Below are 15,313 nucleotides of genomic sequence, written 5' to 3'. Positions count from 1 at the left end.
TTTGTACCGCGCAGCCCCGGCGTGCGGTGCTTCGCTGCATGACGGCGGCCGGTCGGCCGCATCAAGGGAAGTTTTTTTGAAAGCGCGTACATGATATGAAAGGAGGTGAATGGCATTCAAGCGAGTGCGGGTAAGCCCGATCCAGTAAATCTATTTTGAAGGAGGCTGAAATTAATGGTGAAAAAGTATGCAAGTGCAGGTCTGGTTGTCATGTCGCTGATTGCATGTTTGGGTGCGGCGCTTGTGAGCGCGCCGTCCAAGGCCGAGGCTGCGGGCAGCGAGCCGTATCAATGGCGCAATGTCGTTACCGGCGCCGGAGGCGGATTTGTTCCGGGTATTATTTTTAATGCGAAGCAAAAAGATTTGATTTATGCCCGCACGGACATCGGCGGGGCTTACCGCTGGAATGCGGCCACAAGCAGTTGGGTATCGATTTCCGACTCGGTAGGCTGGGACGATTGGAACAAGAACGGCGTGGACGCGCTGGCGACGGATCCGGTCGATCCGAACCGCGTGTATATGGCTACGGGCACTTATACGAATGCCTGGGACACGAACGGCCAAATTATGCGTTCTACCGATCAGGGGAACACCTGGCAGTCTACGGCGCTGCCTTTCAAGGTCGGCGGCAACATGCCCGGGCGCTCCATGGGCGAACGGCTTGTGATCGACCCTAACAAGAACAGCATTCTTTTCTTCGGGGCCAGAAGCGGGAACGGTCTCTGGAAAAGTACGGACTACGGGGTCACCTGGTCCAAAGTGACGAGCTTCACTAACCCCGGTACTTATATTCAGAACCCGGGCCAGGAATACGGCAGCGATATCGTCGGATTGTCCTGGATCACCTTCGACCCGAGAACGGGTTCTTCCGGCAATGCTACCCAGACGATTTACGTTGGCGTGGCGGATAAAGCGAACAGCGTTTACCGCAGTACGGACGGAGGCGCTACGTGGACGGCGCTTGCCGGACAGCCGACAGGGTATTTGCCGCATCACGGCGTGCTTTCCTCCACAGGCAAGCTGTACATTACTTACAGCGACGGCGTCGGTCCGTACGACGGCGCGAAGGGCGAGGTATGGAAGTTCGACACGGCGACAAGCACGTGGACGAATATCAGCCCTGTTGCCAGCAGCAGCAGCGACGATTACTACGGCTACGGCGGCCTTGCCGTGGATGCTCAGCATCCGGATACGCTCATGGTGGCGACCCTGAATTCGTGGTGGCCGGATGCGATCATTTACCGCAGCACGAACGGCGGCTCCAACTGGACCCGGATTTGGGATTGGAACGGCTACCCGAGCCGTACGCTGCGCTATACCCAGGATATTACCGCAGCGCCTTGGCTGACTTTTGGCCTCGCGCCTAATCCGCCGATTCCTTCTCCGAAGCTCGGCTGGATGATCGGCGATCTGGAGATCGATCCGTTTAACTCCGACCGCATGATGTACGGCACCGGCGCGACGATTTACGGCACGAACAATTTGACGACGTGGGACAGCGGCGGCACGGTGAATATATCGGTCATGGCCAAAGGCATCGAAGAGATGGCCGTGCTTGGATTGATCAGTCCGCCGTCGGGGGCCAATCTGGTCAGCGCGATCGGCGATGTGTCCGGCTTCCGCCACAATGACCTGACCGCGGCGCCGTCGACGATCTTTACGAGCCCGACGTATGCGACCTCGACCAGCATCGACTATGCGGAGCTGAGCCCGAACATCATGGTGAGGGTCGGCAATATCGACAGGGTGAAAGAGACGGCGGCTAAGGCGCTTGGCATTTCGCAGGACGGCGGCTCGAACTGGTATACGGTGAATTCGGAGCCGGCCACGACGCTAGGCGGCGGTACCGTAGCTTTGGCGGCGGACGGCGGCTCCATCGTGTGGAGCACATCGGATGCCGGCGTGTTTTATTCGAAAAACGGCGGCAATTCCTGGACGGCCAGCAGCGGTGTTCCAGCCAAATCCATCGTGATTTCCGACCGTGTGAACAAGAATAAGTTTTATGCTTTCTCCGTCGGCAAGTTTTATATCAGTACGGATGGCGGAGCGACCTTCACGCAGACGGCGACGACGGTGCTGCCGACCAACAATGTGGCGGGCATGCAGCCGAACGAAGCCTCGATTAACTTCAAAGCGGTTCCGGGGCGCGAAGGAGACATCTGGTTTGTCGGCGGCAACAACACTGAAGGCAAGTACGGCATGTGGCACTCGACCGACTCCGGCGCCAGCTTTACCAAGCTGACGAATGTGCAGGAAGCGGATGTCATCGGTTTCGGCAAAGCGGCGGCCGGGCAAAGCTACATGGCTTTGTACGCGGTAGCCAAAATCGACGGTGTACGCGGCGTGTTCCGCTCGGACGATGCTGGAACGACCTGGGTGCGGATTAACGATGACCAGCACCAGTATGCGCGGATCAATATGTGCATTACCGGGGATCCGAGGGTGTACGGACGCGTGTATTTAGGCACGAACGGCCGGGGAATTCTGGTCGCCGATCCGATTGGCACGAGCAATAACAATTCCACGATATCGCCGACGACGGCGACGTTTGACAAAAAGACCGCCAACCAGGCGAACATTCAGGTGACGATGACCTTAAACGGCAATACGCTGTCCGCGATCAAAAACGGAACGACGGCTCTTGTCGCGGGAACCGACTATACCGTATCCGGCTCGACGGTTACGATCTCGAAGACGTATTTGGCTGCGCAGCCTGTAGGCACGACGAACTTGACGTTCCAGTTCAGTGCGGGGGCTACGCAAACTTTGGCGGTAACGGTAGTCGATACGACGACGACCGCCGGTTCCACGATATCGCCGACGACGGCGACGTTTGACAAAAAGACCGCCAACCAGGCGGACATTCCGGTGACGCTGACCTTAAACGGTAACACGTTGTCCGCGATCAAGAACGGAACGACGGCTCTTGTCGCGGGAACCGACTATACCGTATCCGGATCGACGGTTACGATCTCGAAGACGTATTTGGCTGCGCAGCCTGTAGGCACGACGAATTTAACGTTCCAGTTCAGCGCGGGGGCAGCGCAATCTTTGGCGGTAACGGTCGTCGATACGACGGGCGCAGCATCGGGGTCGATCAAGGTTCAGACGTTTAACGGAACCTTGGGCGCCTCAACCGTTTCAATCAATCCACGATTGAAGCTCGTCAACACAGGCACGACGGCGGTCAATCTGGCCGACGTCAAAATCAGGTACTACTACACGATTAACGGGGATATCGCGCAAAACTTTTTCTGCGACTGGTCGACGGTCGGGGGCTCCAACGTTACGGGAACTTTTGTTAAGCTCGCATCAGCCAAAGCTACCGCCGACTACTACTTGGAAGTAGGCTTTACAAGCGGAGCGGGAAGCCTCGCAGCCGGGCAGAGCATCGAAATCCAGGCGAGATTTTCCAAGACCGATTGGAGCAATTACACGCAAACCGACGACTATTCCTTGAACTCGGCGGCCACCGCATATGCGGACTGGAACAAAGTGACAGGATACGTAGCGGGCAGCCTGCAGTGGGGCATCGAGCCGTAACTGCAAGCACGGCGCGGAGCGACAGAGCCATAGCTGCAAGCATGGCGCGGAGATAAGGGGCTGGCCCACGTGCAGCATAAGCTGCCGAGGGCCAGCCCCTCGCGCTTTGCAGAGCGCTGGCCCGGGCCCGGAGCCGTGAGCCCGGGGGCAAGGCCCCGTGGCCTCCGCCCGGGACGCTGTGGAGAATTGTACCAGCGGGCCTGGAGCAAGGCCTCCCTCGGTTCTCTGCCCGTAACGCTGTGATACATCGTTACAGTGGGTGCGGAGGCAAGGCCTCCCGTGGCTCACCGCCGTGACGCTGAGAAACACCGTTGCAGTGGGCCCGGAAGCAAGACCCTCCGCTGCTTCCCGCCCTAACGCTGTGACACATCGTTAGCGCTTGTGCCCGTAGGCGCAAACTTGTCTGGAAGTGCTGGCTACACGCAGAAAGCCTGCAAAAGTGCATCTTTTTGCTCCTGGATGAGCCGGATTTTAATAATTCCTGCAAATCTGCAGTTTTTTCGCAGGAATTTGGGGTTTAGGCCTGTCCCGAGCGGAAATTCCTGCACATTTGCAGGCTTTTCCTCCACATGGGCCGTTACCTTGGAAAAAGCCTGCACTTTTGCAGTTTTTGCGGGCTGTTCAGCTGCTTCACCAGCGGTTGCATCGACTTTGGGGGCGGCTCACCTTGAGGAGAGTTAGCCATGACCTGCAAGGCCAACGATGGTGGAGGAACGAAAGTTGTTGCTGAGTGATTTGACGGCCTCGAAAACATCTTTATAGCAGTCGTGCGCCCCCCAGTTCTGCTGAAATTCAGCAAACTAGTGGGCTCGCAGCCTTTTCGTGTATGCTCTCGCTTATACGAGAGAGGGACTACCGGGGGTTTCTGAGACTACTGGGTGTTTCTGAGACTATTGGGGGTTTCCGTGCCTACCGGGGGCTTCCGAGACTATTGGGTGTTTCCGAGACTATTGGGTGTTTCCGTGCCTACCGGTGGCAATCGTGACCACCAGAGGCTTCCGCGATTAGCGGCGCCCTAGCCGCTCACGCAGCATATTTCCGCCATTCCGCATCTCCTACATCAGACTCCCTAGCCGCAGCACGACGCCAGTTTCGCAGGCGTCTTTCTTTGGCCGATTCCCTTATGGGATAGCGGCGTGTTTATGCTATACTAAATGGGTAGCGCTTACATAATTTTGAAAAAGAGGCGGGGTGATCGGCGCGATGATCAGCATGATGAACGGTCGACGTTTAAGGAACGCGCCAGCTTGTTTGATGATTTTGCTGCTGGTCGCTCTATTTTCATCGGCGTGCAGAAGCGCGGATCCGAAAGATGCGGGCCAGGAAGCTTTGGCCGCGTCCAAGCAGGCGGCGGTTCGCGCTGCCGAGCCTGTCGAAATCAGCATGTTCGTTGATTTCCCATGGTGGCCCTTCAAGGATTGGAGCGGTCCGATTCCCGAGGAAATTACCCGCAGAACGGGCGTGAAGCTGAAAATTTCCGTCGCCTCGGATGACCGGGAGCTGCCGTTCCTGATCGCTTCGGACAATTTGCCCGAGCTGGTGTTTACGGATAAGGAATTGTCGCGGCTGTCCAACAATAAAATGAGCTATGACTGGAACAGTCTGATTGCGCAATATGCGCCGGACTTTACGATAGATAAACGGCAAAGTGCGCTTTACACGCAAGCTAACGGACGGTTTTATACGCTGCTAAGCGGCCATTCGTTTCAGCAGGACATGGAGGCGAACGAGGCGGCGCTGCCCGACGGGCCGGGGCTGGCGATCCGCAAAGATTTATGGGCGGCGTTGGGTTCGCCTCCGTTGGAGACGCTGGACGATTTGGAGCGCGTGCTCGCTCTCGTCAAGCAGACTTGGCCGGACATGATTCCGCTGGTGTCGGACGATGTACGGACATTCGGCTATTTCAACGCCCAGTTCGGGCAGGTGAGCGCCGATGACGAATTTTATAAAGATGAGAACGGAAGCGTCAATTACTACATCAAACAGCCCGGCAGGCTCGACTACTATACCTACATCAATAAGCTTTACCGGGAAGGGCTGCTAAGCGCGGATAATTTTACGTTCGGGGAGCGCAGCGGCAAGGCTTTGAATTTGGTGGAAGACGGCAGGGCCTTCGCGATCATCGGCAATGCGCTTCTCGCCGACACGATCAACGATCGTTTGGCCGGACAAAAGAAACGTTACGAAATGACGATGGTGACGGGCCCGCTCAGCAGCAAAGTGCGGTATTATGCCTATTCGCCTGGCTGGGCGGGGGTATTTATCACGCAGAAGAACAGCCATCTGCAGGAGTCGATTCGACTCATGAAGTTTCTTTTTTCCGAGGAAGGGCAGAAGCTGGCGGGGTGGGGGCTGGAGGGAAGAGATTGGAAACCGGGTCCGGCCGGATACCCGCAGTTCAACTACAATATATGGGATGAGGATCTTTTGGCGCGGGACGGTTTATATTGGTGGGGCAAAATGGCCGGCAGCGCCGTAACCGAGGGGCTCAGAAACGGTTCGCCGCAGCTCGCGGCCGCTCCTTTGAAGGCGGTGTTCAGGAAATACACGGTTTACGACCCGGCAATGGGCATGTTGAAGCCTACGGTATACTCGGATGAGCGAACGCTGCAGACGAAGCTGAACAGCATGGTTGCGGGCGAACAGTTGAAAATTTACCTGGCCAAGTCGGAGCAAGGGGTACAGGACGCGTATCATGACATGCTGAAAAAAGCGAACGAAATCGGCGTGCAAAAATACGAGTTTTGGGCCAACAAGCAGTACCAACTGGCATTATCCAAGTTGAAGGAATGAACATATGAAGCGTAAATTTCGCGGGTTTTCCAACGTCGGGATATTAAAAAAGGTCATTATCGGCTACATATGCATCGTTTTCGTTCCGATCTGCGTATTCGGGGCGGTCATTTACCATTTGTTCAACGCGGAGGTTCTGAAAGATTACGTGGTCGGGCGCCAGCAAATGCTGCAGCATGCATATACGAACCTACGGGTCAGCATGACGCAAATCGAAGGGCTGTACAATGTGATCGAATACGATCAGAACATGATTCAATATTTGAGCGGATTTTACGATTCGGACTCGGAGCGCATTTACAATTATGTCAACAACATCGGGCCGCTGCTTACTTATATCCGCAACAGCAATCCTTCGGTCGATTCGATCAAAATATACAAAAGCGACATCAAGTTCATCTCCTTTAAACCTGACATTATGAACATCAGCGAAATGCAGGAGGAATCGCAAATTTTGCCCAAGCTCGCATTCACAGGCCAATGGGTCTACGAAAAGTCGGACGGCGTTCAAGTGCCAAGGCTGAAATTTTATCAAAAAATTTATGATCACGAATATGTAAATGTGCTCGGAATTTTGGAAATTACGATGAAGGACAGCATGATCGCTCAATTCCTCGAAAGCGTGAAGGCGGGTAGCTCCAATTACCAATGCTTGCTGGGCAAAGATAACGGTGCGGTCTACTGCAGCGATGACTTTCAAAACCATGTAAGCGCGAGCGAAATGAAAGCGATTACGGAAGAGATCGCGCGCAATGGCGCCAATTATTATAATGTGTCGGACAACAGCCGGGTTGTCAACACGTTGGTCATTGAGGAATTGGGCATGAAAGTGCTGGTACTGAGCAATGCCAGGGAAGAGTTCGGGCGGATCAAAAACGAGCTGACCTACACGGTCGTTATCATCGTTTTTCTGCTGTTCGTGCTGTCGGCGGTTTATTATTTTACGGCAACTTCCATTACGCGGCGGATTTTGAAATTGGCGAAGCATATGCGGAAAGTGGGGGACAACAACTTTTCCCCGTATGATGACCGGGCGGGCGGCGATGAAATCGGCGTGCTCGTCTTCTCGTACAATTCGATGATCCGCCGTATCGACGAGTTGGTGAACACCGTGCACCGCTCGGAAATTCTCCGCAAGGAGGCGGCTTACGCGGCCCTGCAGGCGCAGATCAAGCCGCATTTTCTCTACAACACGCTGGAGTCGCTGCGCATGATGGCGGAGCTGAACCAGGATATGGAAGTCGCGGATATGTGCTACGCATTCGGCAGGCTGATCCGCTACTGCTTGTCCACGGACAATGAGCATACCCTGCTGCAGCATGAAATGGTCAACCTGGACAACTATTTGAAAATTTGCAAAATCCGCATGGGCGACAGGCTCAACTACGAATTTGAAATCCGGGCGAATATCGATCAGGTGATGTGTCCGAAGTTCATTTTGCAGCCGCTCGTCGAGAACAGCATTATGCACGGTATGTCCAAAAGCCGTAAGGGCAGTTTTTTAAAAGTGACAATGTTCGAGGAAGCGGGCTATTTGCTGATCATGATTGCAGACAATGGCCTGGGGATGAATGAAGCGCGGCTGAAGCAGATCCAAGACTTGCTGAACAATAAAACCGATCCGAAAAGCTTGCAAACGAACGAAGGCGGATTCGGCATTTGCAATGTGCATGAGCGGATCAAGGCTTACTACGGCGCGGGTTCGGGGCTGTTTTTGGAAAGCCGCGAAGGCGAAGGAACGACGTGCACCGTCAAACTGAAGATGCGGGAACGCCAGGCGTCGTAAAGCGAATGAAAGGGAGCGAATACGCTGAACATTCTGATAGTGGACGATGAACCGCTGATTGTCAAAGGATTGACGAACATCATCAAGCAAGGCTGCGGATTTGTGGGCGAAATCGGAACTGCGATGGATGGGCTTGAAGCGCTTGAGCAAATGGATGCGCTGCAGCCCGATCTTGTCATCACCGATATTTATATGCCCGAGATGAACGGTTTTGAGCTGATCGAAAGCATTTTGAACAAAGGAACGTGCAAAAGGTTCGTCATTTTGACCGGATACGACGATTTCGAATTGGCGCGCAAGGCGATTCGCCTGCAGACGATCGACTATTTATTAAAGCCGGTCAATAAGACCGAGCTGATGACGATTTTGGAAAAAGTATTCAGGGACATCCGCGAGGAGAAGCTCAGGCAGCGAAACCGGGAGCTGTCCAAAATACGGGAAATGATTTTGTACAACGTTCCGCTGGAAGAGGTTGCGCTCCAGGGCTTCGCGGCGGACGAATGGTTTCCGCATCCTTATTTTTTCATGCTTGTGCTGCAGTTCAAGGATGTTGCGGACCCTGACGTTTGCCTTGGAGCCGTTCATGAAACGCTGCCGGACAACGGGATCAGATACGAGTTCGTTTCCGCTTACAAAAATCAATTCATTCTTCTGTGCAACATGGCCTCCGGACTGCAGGAGCAAGAATTGGCGGCGCTCGGCCGGACATTGTCGGAGCAATCGCAAGAGGGCGGCCGCTTTGATATCGGCATGGTTCAAGCTGAATCGTGTTTTCCTCATTTGTATCCTTTATACGCGCAGGCGGAGAGGAGCTTGTTTTACAGCATGCACGCGCCTTCGGGCGCACCCGGCCGGCTGCCTGGCGACAGGCTGCAATTCGATGCGGCCGACCTGCATCATGTGATGGATGCGCTGACCGGCGCGAGCGGTTCCGCCGACTTTGCCGACCCCGCCGACTCCGGCGGCTTGCTTCAAGCTTATATGGGCAAACTCGCTTCCGACGCGAAGGACGATGCCGGGCTGCTCGGGAGCATTTACGCCGTCTTGGCATCCGAGATGAGCGTCTACATGCAAAATCACGGCATCGCCATGGAGTCCGTCCTGCCCGCCCGGACGGCGCCAACGGCCGCCACGATGAATGCGCGGCAGTTCGAAAGCCGTGTGTCGGCATTGTTTGACGCCGCGGTCCAAGCTTTGCGCCAGGCGAACGCCAAATCCAAATACTCCGAAAGCATAGAGAAAATACTGGACTACATCGCCGGCCATTACAAAAGCGACATGTCGCTCGAAAGCATCGCCGATCTGGTCTACCTGCATCCGACCTATGTAAGCATTTTGTTCAAAAAAGAAACCGGCGTTTCGTTCATCCGCTATTTGCACACGTACCGGACGAACAAAGCCAAGGAGATTATGATCCGGGACAAGGATATCGCCGTCAGCAAAGTTGCCGGCATGGTCGGATACGAGAATCCGGGCCATTTCTTTAAAATTTTTAAAAAGCTGACGGGCGTAACGCCGGGCCAATTCCGGGATTCGCCGTAATGAAAAGTTCCCTTCAGGGGACTTTTTTTTCGTTGTAGAAGGGAACTATGGTTTTTGCCTTTTACGGACAAAAGCGGCCAAGATTGGCCGCCATTCCGACTTACCGGAAATGTTCCAGTACGATTTTGCCGATTGTTTTTCCGGATTCGATTCTGGCATGGGCAAGTTTTAAGTTATCAGCGTTTATCGGCGACATTCGCTCAGTAACGGCAGTTCGAATGTTCCCTTCATCTATAAGCTCTGCTAACCGGTTCAGCAAAAGATGCTGCTCTTCGATATCCTCTGTTTGAAAAGTCGACCTTGTAAACATCGTCTCCCAAACAATTGTAACGCTTTTACTCTTCAATAAGCCCAGCGCAACAGGGTTTTCGTTTTCCACGATGAGACAGATCTTGCCTTGAGGGGCGATAACTTGCGTCATGTTGTTCCAATGTTGATCCGTGTTATTTAGGCACAAAATATAATCTGCATGGTCGAAGCCGATCTTCTGCAATTGCGGCAAAAATGCCTCGTAATGATTGATTGCAAAATCTGCGCCAAACTCCTTAACCCATTGAACCGATTCGGGTCTGGATGCCGTTCCGATAACAGTTAGTCCTGCCAAATTAGCAAGTTGCAGAGCTATCGACCCAACGCCTCCTGCGGCACCGATAATCAAAATCGATTTGTTTTTGTTAGCTTCGGGAGTCCAAGAAATGCCGAGCCTATCAAATAGGCTTTCCCAAGCAGTAATCGCCGTTAAAGGCAACGATGCAGCATTTGCAAAATCTAGCGTCGAAGGCTTTTTACCGACGATCCGTTCATCCACTAAATGAAATTCACTGTTGCCCCCTGGCTGAATGAGACTTCCTGCATAAAATACCTCATCTCCCGGCTTAAAAAACGTGCAATCCGGTCCCACCTGTTCGACAACTCCAGCTACATCCCATCCAAGTATATAAGGAGGCTCCCCAACTTTATTGTCGTAGGCACGTACGATTGGATCAGCCGGGTTGACAGAGATAGCTTTTACCTCGACCAGAATATCGCGCCCTGTTGGGAAAGGCTTCGGTACTTCTACATCTAACAGACTTTCCGGATGTTCGATTGGCAGATACTCATATAAACCGACGGCCCTCATCATTTCAGACTTTGTACTCAAATTTATCATCCCTTCTAAATATGGATTGCTCTTAACAACATCATTATATTAAAATTAGTAACATACAAAAAGTACGCAAATAATTGATATTAAGTATCAAAAAAAATACCTAGAGGGGATGTTCTGGATGTTAAATCCTTCAAGAAAACAATGTCCGGTTGAAACAACCTTGGATGTTATCGGCGGAAAATGGAAGGGAGTTATTATCTATCACCTGTTAAGCGGGACAAAGCGATTCAATGAGCTTCGAAGGATTTACCCCCAAGTCACTCATCATACGCTTACATTGCAATTGAGGGATCTTGAACGTGAAGGAATCGTTACGCGAAAGAGCTATAACCAAGTGCCCCCGAAGGTGGAGTATTCGTTAACGGAGTTTGGGAAAACGCTGGAGCCTATTATTTTGTTGATGAAAGAGTGGGGAGATCAATACGATCAAAGAGTAAATCAAAGTCATCAAGCGGAGAGGAATGAGGCTGAACAACTTGATTTATTAACCTGAGCCGTGTTTCACCGGGTTCCTTGAACAGCTCCGTATGTCACAAAAAATTCATGAAAGCGCGTAACATGAGGAGGACAATGGAAGCAAATTTTTAGTATGATTGATCGTATTACAACGGACTAAAGACTTAGTCTCCAAGGGGGAGTGACGTGTTGAAAAAGGGAGAATTTTGGCGATTGACGATCCGTAAAAAACTGCTGTTTACTTCGCTGTTTATGCTGCTGCTGCCCGTTTCCGTTTTGGGTTTTGTCAGCTACGAAGTATCTTCCACCGAATCGGACGCATTGATCCGCAGCAACTTGCAAAACATGGTTAAAATGGGTCTGGAACTGACGACGTCTTTTGAACAAGCCTCGAAAACGGGAATGATTTCGAAAGAGGAAGCCCAGGAGAAAGTCAAGGAAATGCTGGTCGGAGTAAAGAAAGACGGAAAGCGTACGATTAACAGCACGGTGAATCTCGGTCCGAACGGTTACTTTTTCGTTTTGAATTCGCAGGGCGATTTGCTGGCTCATCCTTCCCTGGAAGGCCAAAATATTTTAAACAAACAAACGTCCGACGGCTTTTATTACATAAAAGATATGGTTCAAAAAGCGCAGTCCGGCGGAGGTTATACGATCTACAACTGGCCTTTGCCCAATTCCTCCAAGGAAGCGGAGAAAATCGCCTATTCCGCAGTCAGTCCGGATTGGGGTTGGGTCATTTCGGCCGGCTCCTATATGCAGGACTACACTTCGGGAGAAACGCACATTCTGAACTCGATTCTCATTACGTTAATCGTCTGCTGGGTGGTCGGCGGAGTCATAATGACGCTGTTCGCGCTTCATATTTCGAGGCCGCTTACGCGTCTGGCGCGTCAGGCCGAGCGGATAGCCGATGGGGATTTGAGGCAGGCCGATTTTAAAGTCAAAAATAAAGACGAGATTGGCGAGCTCGCCGCTTCTTTTGAAGGGATGTACAATCACTTCCGGGAAATGGTGGCGGGCCTCTTGTCCAACTCCGACAAGCTGGCCGACTCGTCCCATGAGCTGAGCCAGTCCATCGGAGAGACGTCCAAGGCCAGCAATCAAATTTCGGCGTCCGTTCAGGAAATGGCTTCCAGCAACGAGGTTCAGGCACGCAGTGTGAATGAAAGCTCGACAGCGATGGAAGAAATGGCCGTCGGCATTCAGCGGATCGCGATGACGTCGGCAACGGCTTACGAAGCGTCCGAAATGACGCTGAAGGAAGCGGAGCAAGGCAATCTGCTCATTACCCAGTCCTCCGAGCAGATGAACGCCGTCAGCCAGACGGTCAATCATTTGGCGGAGATTGTCTCCAAGCTAACGGAGCGCTCCCAGTACATAGGCGATATCGTCAAGGTGATTACGGATATTTCGGCGCAGACGAACTTGCTCGCTCTGAATGCGTCGATTGAAGCGGCACGCGCGGGAGCGGAAGGCAAAGGGTTCGCCGTCGTTGCCGGCGAGGTGAAGAAGCTGGCGGAACGGTCGACGGCGTCGGCCTCAGAGATCGCCGAGCTGATCGAGGCGATTCTCGAAGATGTCAGCCAGGCGGGTGCGGCGATGGATCAAGGCGAGCAGGAAGTGGCGGCCGGCGTTCAGGCGATCCGGCATACGGGTGAGGCTTTCGTCCGCATTCTGGACGCCACGCGGAGCGTCGTGAACCAGGTTCAGGAGGCTTCGGCCGCCGCCGAGCAAATGTCGGCCAGCTCGCAGGAAATTTCCGCCTCCTTGCAGGAGATCGAGCGGATGGCGAATCAGGCGAACAATTTGGCGCATGTGATTTCCTCTTCCACGGAAGAGCAGCTGGCGGCGATGGAGGAGCTGACTTCTTCGGGAGAATCGCTCAGCATCATGTCGTCCGAATTGCAAATGATGGCGCATCGGTTCAAGACGTAAGGGAACACCCAAGCGAAAACCCAAACGAAAACCCGAGCGAAAACCTATGCGGAATCTAAGCGAAACCTAAGCGAAACCTAAGCGAAAACCCAAACGAAAACCCAAACGAAAACCCAAGCAAAAAACCCAAGCCTCGGGCTCTCTGCCTGATGCTTGGTTTTTTTTGCACGCGAGCGGTGGGGCTGCCGCATGACGGCGGTTAGGTCAATCACATGCTGCCAGGGCCGCTATCCCATGTCGTTTTGCAGCCGCTTCATGAAGTCTTCCGCTGCGCTGTAGCCTTGCTGACGAAGGTACCAGTTGTTGGCGGCGGCTTCCACGAGACCGGCCACATCCCTGCCGGGCTGGAGCTGAATTTCGATATGGGGGATTTTGATATCCATATATTCCGTGAACTTTTCTTCCAACTCCAGGTCGTTGTTCAAGGTGTTGTCCTGCCATTTGGTCAGCTCGATATCGAGCACGATGCGGGTTTCGTCCTGAAACGCCTTTCTTCCGTAAAGGCGGGATACGTTGATCAGTCCGATGCTGCGCAGCGCAAGGAATTCCTTCGTCTTTCCGTTGTGGGTGCCGAGAATCGTCTCCGGGCTGATTTTTTTCAGCACGACGACGTCGTCGGCGACAAGCCGGTGCCCGCGGCGGATCAGCGTATGCGCGGTTTCGCTCTTGCCCACGCCCGATTTGCCGCGCAGCAAAATGCCGATGCCCGACACGTTGACGCAAACGCCGTGAATCGCGATTTCCTGCGCGAGCGATTTGCTTAAATAGATGTCAACCAGTTCTTGGAATTTGGATGTCGGGGCCGCCGTCCGCAGCAGAGGGATTTTTTCCTCCTCGCAGTATTTGGTTAAATATTTGAGACCTTCCTGATTCCTCGTCACGACAAAACAAGGCGGATGGTACTTGACGATATTGCCGATATGCAAATTTCGTTCCTGTTCGCTTAATGTATGCAAGTAGGTGATTTCTTTTCTGCCGAGAAGCTGCACATGCTCCTGTGGAAAGAAGTCGAAATAGCCGACAAACTCCAGACCGGGGCGGTGCGCCCGCGTTCTGACAATCGTCCGGTGCAGCTCCGAGTGCCCGGTGAGAATTTCCAGCGAAAAGCGATCGACCAAATCTTTAACGGTAACAGGCTTCAACATTCGTTCCTCCTATAGACGATAACTTCTACCTTCTAAATAATTCGCTCATTTGCAGAGCGAATCCTTTTTTTTTGAAACCGCTTTACTTATGGTCCTGCTGCCCGACTCGCCGGCTCGGGGGACTCGTCGCGACGTTCTGTTGGCGCAGCCGGAAACAAATTTCGGGGTAGGGAAGTCTTCCGCTCCGGTTGAGTTTTCGGTAAGCTTAAGATATGTAGACGAACATATTTTTTATAGCTGAGGAGATGTAGAATTGATGAAATTAAATAGTGATTTTTACAGCAGATTTAATGAAAAGTTTGTCACCAAGATAAAGAATACGCCTCAATTAATGAAAGAATTAATGGAAACTGATTTTCCGGATGAAGAGACGCCCATCGATCACTGGGGATCCGATTCATTAGGGGGAGCCGAATTTTTTGTCGATAATACGAATCAAATAGTTAGAATGATCAGCCTCGATTACGAGGATTCCGAGCGGTTTGGCGAAGATGATGAAGAATTGCTTAAAGATGAAGACAGACGCCGGGAGCAATACGAAATGACGATAAAACAACATAAAGAGAGCAATTCTCAGTTTTTTGTTGATATTGTTGATTTGATAAAGGATGAACTGAAGTTTACCGAACCTCCATACATTGCAGGGGACGATAGACAAGTTTTTTGTGATTTTATGCCCGAGCCTACCAGCCAGGATAATTCTATATTCGATGCTGCGGAATCCTTTTTTAGCAGTGATGCGAACATCAGTGCTTATTGGATGCTTCATGATCGAATCGCCTTTGTTCAATATGCGGAATCCGATGGGGACGGGGACATTCAGATTTATGTTACGATAGGCGTTATCTGTAAATTGTAAGGTTCAGGGCGAAACATGGGAACCTGGGCTTGGCGGGGTGAAAAACTGCAAAAGTGCAGGAATTTTCCGTGAAAGGGGCTCGTTTTGGCAAAAAGCCTGCA

The 15,313-nt window shown here is 52.5% G+C and carries 9 protein-coding genes; 7 read left to right on the top strand and 2 right to left on the bottom strand.

What is annotated here, in order from left to right; genetic code table 11:
• Positions 1–174 precede the first annotated feature (174 nt).
• The 4 genes from AC3G2T_RS22510 to AC3G2T_RS22495 all read left to right on the top strand — a co-directional run bounded on the left by AC3G2T_RS22510 (position 175) and on the right by AC3G2T_RS22495 (position 9,664).
• Positions 175–3,543, top strand: coding sequence for a X2-like carbohydrate binding domain-containing protein (locus AC3G2T_RS22510; RefSeq protein WP_488436988.1), 3,369 nt, complete (start codon positions 175–177; stop codon positions 3,541–3,543).
• A gap of 1,203 nt (positions 3,544–4,746) precedes the next feature.
• Entirely contained in the window at positions 4,747–6,336 is a 1,590-nt protein-coding gene (locus AC3G2T_RS22505; protein ID WP_488436987.1) for a type 2 periplasmic-binding domain-containing protein, read from the top strand.
• Positions 6,337–6,340: 4 nt separating this feature from the next.
• On the top strand, positions 6,341–8,122 hold the full coding sequence (locus AC3G2T_RS22500; protein ID WP_488436986.1) for a sensor histidine kinase: 1,782 nt from the start codon (positions 6,341–6,343) through the stop codon (positions 8,120–8,122).
• 39 nt (positions 8,123–8,161) lie between these two features.
• The gene (locus AC3G2T_RS22495) at positions 8,162–9,664 is read left to right on the top strand and encodes a response regulator (protein WP_488436985.1); all 1,503 of its coding nucleotides are present in this window, start codon (positions 8,162–8,164) and stop codon (positions 9,662–9,664) included.
• 100 nt (positions 9,665–9,764) lie between these two features.
• Here the strand turns inward: AC3G2T_RS22495 and AC3G2T_RS22490 are convergent, their stop codons facing one another.
• A complete protein-coding gene (locus AC3G2T_RS22490; protein WP_488436984.1) occupies positions 9,765–10,814 on the bottom strand; it encodes a zinc-binding alcohol dehydrogenase family protein in 1,050 nt (349 codons plus the stop codon).
• 118 nt (positions 10,815–10,932) lie between these two features.
• Here AC3G2T_RS22490 and AC3G2T_RS22485 point away from each other — a divergent pair, with 118 nt between their 5' ends.
• Positions 10,933–11,307 carry a winged helix-turn-helix transcriptional regulator gene (locus tag AC3G2T_RS22485; RefSeq protein WP_474685705.1) on the top strand — a complete coding sequence of 125 codons (375 nt, stop codon included), beginning with the start codon at positions 10,933–10,935 and terminating at the stop codon, positions 11,305–11,307.
• A gap of 149 nt (positions 11,308–11,456) precedes the next feature.
• The gene (locus AC3G2T_RS22480; protein WP_488436983.1) at positions 11,457–13,208 is read left to right on the top strand and encodes a methyl-accepting chemotaxis protein; all 1,752 of its coding nucleotides are present in this window, start codon (positions 11,457–11,459) and stop codon (positions 13,206–13,208) included.
• Positions 13,209–13,435: 227 nt separating this feature from the next.
• Here AC3G2T_RS22480 and hprK read toward each other — a convergent pair whose 3' ends face one another.
• Positions 13,436–14,350, bottom strand: a complete 915-nt coding sequence (hprK, locus tag AC3G2T_RS22475; RefSeq protein WP_474685789.1) for an HPr(Ser) kinase/phosphatase — start codon at positions 14,348–14,350, stop codon at positions 13,436–13,438.
• A 259-nt stretch (positions 14,351–14,609) separates the two neighbouring features.
• On the opposite strand from hprK, the gene AC3G2T_RS22470 reads away from it, so the two are divergent.
• Entirely contained in the window at positions 14,610–15,212 is a 603-nt protein-coding gene (locus AC3G2T_RS22470; protein WP_488436982.1) for a hypothetical protein, read from the top strand.
• Positions 15,213–15,313: the final 101 nt, after the last annotated feature.

The sequence above is a fragment of the Paenibacillus sp. sgz302191 genome, from assembly GCF_057749925.1.
The sequence above is the reverse complement of the archived record's forward strand: the minus strand, read 5'-3'. Positions and strand labels throughout refer to the sequence as shown.